We start from the raw sequence: 5,682 nt of genomic DNA, 5'->3' as shown, positions 1-5,682 counted from the left end.
GCTACCGCTGGGACGTGGGCGCGAGGCTGATGTCGATGCGCGGCAACCTGTCACCGGAGCCGGTCATCTTCGACTACGACTCGATGTGCAACCTCGTCAGGGGCGACTACTCCATGCACGAGAGCGTCTTCCGTGCCCCCGACAAGGTGGGCAACCTGTACCGGGAGGACGGATGCAAGGGACGCGAGTATGACCGTGGCGGACGTCTGCTGTGGGACGGAGAGTACCATTACCGCTATGACTGCGAGGGCAACCTCGTACACAAGAGCCGCAGGGATGTGTCCGTTCCGGAAAACGGGCATACCGGAAAGAAAGGATGGCTCGGTATGCTGTTCTCTGCGGACGATGTGGATACCGATAACGGCAGCAAGGAAACCACTCCGTTCGCCTGCTGGCAGCCGGGCGACACCTGCTACGAGTGGCAGGCCAACGGTATGCTTGCCGGGGTGAGGACTCCCGACGGAAGGACGGTCACGTTCGGCTATGACGCCCTCGGCAGACGGGTGTCAAAGAGGACGGGCAACAGTGTGCACCGTTTCGGCTGGGACGGCAACGTGGTGCTGCATGAATGGGACATTGAGGAAGCCGACAGGCCGAAGCTCGTCACGGACGAGACCGGGCGCGAGGAATACGACGGCATGGAAAAGCCGGACAACCTTGTGACATGGGTGTATGACGGAACATCGTTCACGCCTGTGGCGAAGGTCACGGACGGGGAACGCTACACGATAGTGCATGACTACCTCGGTACGCCGACGCAGGCATACGACAGCAAGGGAGAGCTTGTCTGGGAGATGCTGCTGGATGTGTACGGCAGGGTGGCGGAATGTCATGGGGACCGAACGCTCGTGCCGTTCCGCTATCAAGGACAGTACGAGGATGGAGAAACGGGACTGTATTACAACAGGTTCAGGTACTACTCGCCGGATATGGGGATGTATATTTCTTCTGACCCCATTGGGCTGGCGGGTAACAACCCGACACTCTATGGGTATGTGCAGGATGTGAATACGTGGATGGATCCGTGGGGACTGGATTGCTCTAAGGACGCACAAAAATTACGAGCTAACATGATCGCCGCTGGAAAAGTAGAGCCACCTTATCCCAATGCAGCACACCATATAGTTCTGTCTAATTCAAATGATTGGAGGATGGTTAGTCTTAGAGGTAAAATGGAAGCATTTGGTATAGATATAAATGATGCTGATAATGGTATCTTTTTGCCACGAAGTTCTTCCGTTAAAGAGCAATTTGCCATTGATGAAATAGCTCATAGTAGAGTTCATACAGAACAATATAAACAATCTATTTATGATATCTTAAGTCCGACTAAAAGTGAAGAAGAATTTAGACAAAAATTAAAAAGTATAAGATTCTAATGAAAGAAAACATAAAAATACAACAATTAGAAAAGGATTTTCAAGATTATGAGAAATCCTTTGGGTTTCTATTTAACGAATACATTGAACGTGTAAAACGGACAGTATATTCTAAAGGTTGGTATTATAATATATACCCATTTGAGAACGAAATAGACGGCTTCCGTAAAGGAAGACTCCTCAAAAACAAACCCGCTAAGATAAACAAAATAATGGAATATGGTTTTGACAATGATGGAAGGATTATTTTAGTAATAGAACATATAACGCCAGAAATATGTAACTATTCTTTTGTCAGTTATATCGACTCTAAAATTACTATATATAAGTATGTTGGAGGAATTCCTCTGTTGCAAAATATTACAATGGTAGTTCTATCTAAAACCGAACTTATTGATGCGTTATATAATTTTGGGAAGTATGGCTATAGAATTGACACTTATTTTTGTAACTCTTCAGATGAGATACTCAATGTACATAGAAAAGCAAAAGAGCACACATCTAATCAATTTATTGAATGCGACTTTCTATTTAAGTACAATGATGGGGAATTAAGCACAATTGAGCAGTCTTACACTAATGGATATAGTAAAATTATTTATAGCATTTAAATGTATTGTATAAATTTTGAAGTTATGAAATGCACGTTCAGAACAAGGAAGTTCCGTCTATAGGTAAATATGTAAGACATTCATAGTGCGTAGGTGTTCGGTGATTCCCCGAACACCTACCATACGTTTGGAGCTATTGTAGTACTTCTGCCCACTCAGGCATCAAGGACAGTATGAGGATGAAGAAATGGGATTGCATTACAATAGGTTCAGGTACTACTCACCAGATATGGGGATGTACATTTCTTCAGACCCGATTGGATTGGCGGGAAATAACCCGACACTCTATGGATATGTCGAGGACGTAAACGCCTGGATTGACTTTTGGGGACTATCGGATTGTAAGATAACGCAAAGGCTTAATGAATTAGCAAATGAAGCTATAAAAGAAGCAAAATTAAGCAAGAAACAAACAGCATCAATACAAAGATCTTTAGATAGAGCTGCTGCAAGTACAAATCCTAAAATCAAAGCTTATCATGAAATGATGGCAGGAAAAAAGGAGAAAATGTATATGGGAACTCAAGTGGATACTTTATTTAAAAGAAAAGTAGAAGCTGATAGAATGCTAAAGGAAGCTGGTGTTCGAACAACTCCCAGAGGTAAATTTGGTCCAGATGTATATAGCAAAGACGAATATTGGGATTTAACAACTGAGACTGATTGGAATAGAGGTACACATCAAACTAAATATGATGGTAAATATGGTGATGGTACAGGAATATTTTGGTAAAACAACTACATAAAAAGAATTATGGATACAAAATATATAAATTATTCATGGGCAGAGTATACTAAATATGAAAATGTACTCTTTGAGTATTATAATTTTACAGAAACAAACTTTGAAAATACTTCATTTGAGAAAGTAACATTTAAAAATTGCTTGTTCTATAAATGTAATACTAATCATATCGGCTTATGGAATTGCAATTTTATTAATTGTGAATTTAAAGATATTGATTTAAGAAATGTTCCTATCGGAGCAGATGGTGGTATATTAAAAAAATGTCAGTTTATTAGATGTGATTTTAGAGGTCAACATTTTTGGTTTCCTGTTTTTGAAGATTGTATTTTTGAAAAATGCAAATTGAAAAATATAAATTTTAACGATGCTTCATTCTTAAAATGCAAATTTATTGGGAAATTAGAAGATGTAACATTCAATGGAATGTATCACAAAATTAAAAAAGAAATAAAGCCCTTAGATTATGTTGATTTTTCCAAATCAATATTCGGTGATTACGTTGGATTTGAAGACTGTGATTTGTCAACATGCATACCACCTGTTGGAAAAACATTTAATGAGTTATTGTATATCGCAGACTTAAATGATCTGAAGCATTTAAGTACAGGGTCAAAAGATAGGTATGTTATTCCCAAAAAAGAGAATACAGATTTAAAAAGATAATATAATTAACAGAATCATGTTACTCGCTGACAGTCATATCACTATGGTAGCACAATTAACGATAAATGAGAAGATTGACGAATTGAATATCAAAAGAAGTTCAACCGATTTTTGGAATTGAATGATACGTTACATTTATTAAAGTTTATATAGAATAAGGAACAGGGTTATTGAAATTAATACATCTAAAACCTTATTTGATATATTGTCTATTATACCTATAAAAAATGAGTAAAAAATTTACATGGATACCATTCTATAAAGAATTATCCGATTGGCTACTTGGAAAACAGAATAACCAGCCGGAACTTATATCTATACTAAAAGATATAGGTATTACCGGTTTTCGCGATGGTACAGAAAAAGGTAAAGAGATCACACTGCAAGAAATAGACCCATTCACATTCTTGGCGTATCTCAACAAGTTTCACTCCGATGAAAAAAGGGTCGAAATCTTACAGGATTTAAGGCGCAGGCTAAATTTTAGGTGTCCAGAACCAACAGATGTATCAGGTATCCCGACCACACATCCCATGAAAGTGCATCTATTCCCATGGAAGACAATCAGGGGCAACAATGATATAAATGTATTATGGGAATTGTTCGGACAGGTAAAAGAAGGGAAAGTAGATGAACGGCTTTTTCAAACGGCATTGAACATTAAAAGTGTCGGAAAGGGAAAGCTCAGTATTGTTCTGTTCTACGCTAATCCAGAAAGATATGTTCCTTTGGACTCCAACACTTCATCGTATCTAAGAAGTAAAAAACTGGGCTACACTTATGATAGTTTTGCATCATATAATGAGTTGTCAGAAAAAATAGTCAAGACTCTTGGAAAACGTCCGTGGGAGATTTCATACGAGGCATATAATTATACACCGGAGAGTGATTCATCAAGTATTGGTAGCATCCGGACTCTATTCGAGAAACTTGAAGATGAATTAGAGGACGATATGGATTACCATATCTTTTATCGAGGACAGTCAGATAAGAGTTTTGGATTGATTCCCTCCATCTATCGAGAGAAATTCTTAATCCAAAATGAAAATAGAATTTTCAGAGATATTATCGCTCAAAGTCCGGCTGATTTCAAAGGGTGTACATCTACCTTTGAGAAGTTGGTCAAGATGCAGCATTACTCCTTGCCGACACGCCTCTTGGATATTACTACAAATCCTTTGGTAGCTCTGTATTTTGCGTGCGAGAATGATGCCGTTGATGGTAAACTGTTCCGATTCGAAGTTCAAACATCAGATATTAAATATTTCGACAGTGATGCTGTCAGTGTTGTTTCTAATATCGCCAAACGCCCAATAGATTTCAGTATCGAAGATTTGAGAGAACTGGATAGGTATGAGTTCAACTCCGAAGAGGAAATCCAATATCTTCTGCATGAAATTAAGTACGAGAAACCTCATTTCCAAAATGTGATTGACTCAAAGGATATTGAAAGAGTCTTTTGCGTGAAACCTATGTTTGACAATCCTCGCATAATCCGGCAGTCCGGGGCATTTTTCCTTTATGGTATCAATGGCAATAAAAGCCAACCAGCATCACTCAACTTCAGCTACAAAGTGTACATCATCAATAAAGCGCAGAAACAGAAAATCAGGAAGCAGCTTGAAGCTCTCGGCATAGACAAATCAACGTTGTTCCCAGAAGTCGAACACGTGGCCGAGCATATAAAGGACAAATATCATCTACCTAAGTAACCTTTCCCTTATTTTAAAAAAAACAAGCCGAGCTATTACACGGATAGCTCGGCTCTCAACTTGAAAAAATTACATCAAGTCTTAATCTCGTGGTATATCTTGAACTTGCAAGCATTTCTCTACTTTGTATAAATAATACTTAGAAGGGAGGATAGCCTGTAAATAGAGTTTCTTCTATTTTACTGGTTAATAAATTTAATTGATTGTTTGTTATGTTCAAAGGAAAATTCTATATTTGCGAAATATGATATCCTCCTTCTTGTCTTGAAAGCGGTCTGACTGCTTTAACCAAGGCGAAATGTCTTGGTTTTATAATAAATAATCCTTAATTCCGCAACACTATAATTTAACTTTATTTATAAGTTCCTGAGCAACAAAAAGTTGCTCAGGATTTTGCCATGTCAGATTTTTCACTTATCTTAGTGTTGCAATTCAAAACAAGCGTAAATCGTAACAAGACATGGCAAAGGTACAAATAAAATCTGAAAAACTCACACCTTTTGGAGGAATTTTTTCTAATCATGGAGCAATTTGACTCCATGCTTTCACCTATTATCGACCAGACACTT

At 38.6% G+C, this 5,682-nt stretch carries 4 protein-coding genes and 1 pseudogene; all 5 read left to right on the top strand.

The features are described 5' to 3' along the window. The first annotated feature begins 113 nt into the window (after window positions 1-113). The 5 genes and pseudogenes from HMPREF0106_RS00530 to HMPREF0106_RS00550 all read left to right on the top strand — a co-directional run bounded on the left by HMPREF0106_RS00530 (window position 114) and on the right by HMPREF0106_RS00550 (window position 5,113). Complete coding sequence (locus tag HMPREF0106_RS00530; protein ID WP_032851674.1) at window positions 114-1,379, top strand: RHS repeat-associated core domain-containing protein; 1,266 nt, start codon at window positions 114-116, stop codon at window positions 1,377-1,379. After that, entirely contained in the window at window positions 1,379-1,990 is a 612-nt protein-coding gene (locus HMPREF0106_RS00535) for a hypothetical protein (protein WP_009041262.1), read from the top strand. Before HMPREF0106_RS00530 ends, HMPREF0106_RS00535 begins: the two co-directional genes overlap by 1 nt. A 151-nt stretch (window positions 1,991-2,141) precedes the next feature. Continuing rightward, window positions 2,142-2,328: pseudogene (locus HMPREF0106_RS28510) on the top strand (RHS repeat-associated core domain-containing protein); the annotation flags it as partial. A gap of 416 nt (window positions 2,329-2,744) precedes the next feature. Further along, window positions 2,745-3,401: a pentapeptide repeat-containing protein gene (locus tag HMPREF0106_RS00545; RefSeq protein WP_009041260.1), complete on the top strand. Its 657-nt coding sequence runs from the start codon at window positions 2,745-2,747 to the stop codon at window positions 3,399-3,401. Between the two features lie 227 nt (window positions 3,402-3,628). Further along, complete coding sequence (locus tag HMPREF0106_RS00550) at window positions 3,629-5,113, top strand: FRG domain-containing protein (protein WP_009041259.1); 1,485 nt, start codon at window positions 3,629-3,631, stop codon at window positions 5,111-5,113. Window positions 5,114-5,682 lie beyond the last annotated feature (569 nt).

The sequence above is a fragment of the Bacteroides sp. D22 genome (assembly GCF_000163675.1).
GTDB lineage: Bacteria > Bacteroidota > Bacteroidia > Bacteroidales > Bacteroidaceae > Bacteroides > Bacteroides xylanisolvens.
Note: the sequence above shows the minus strand (reverse complement) of the source record. Positions and strands in the feature narration are given on the sequence as shown.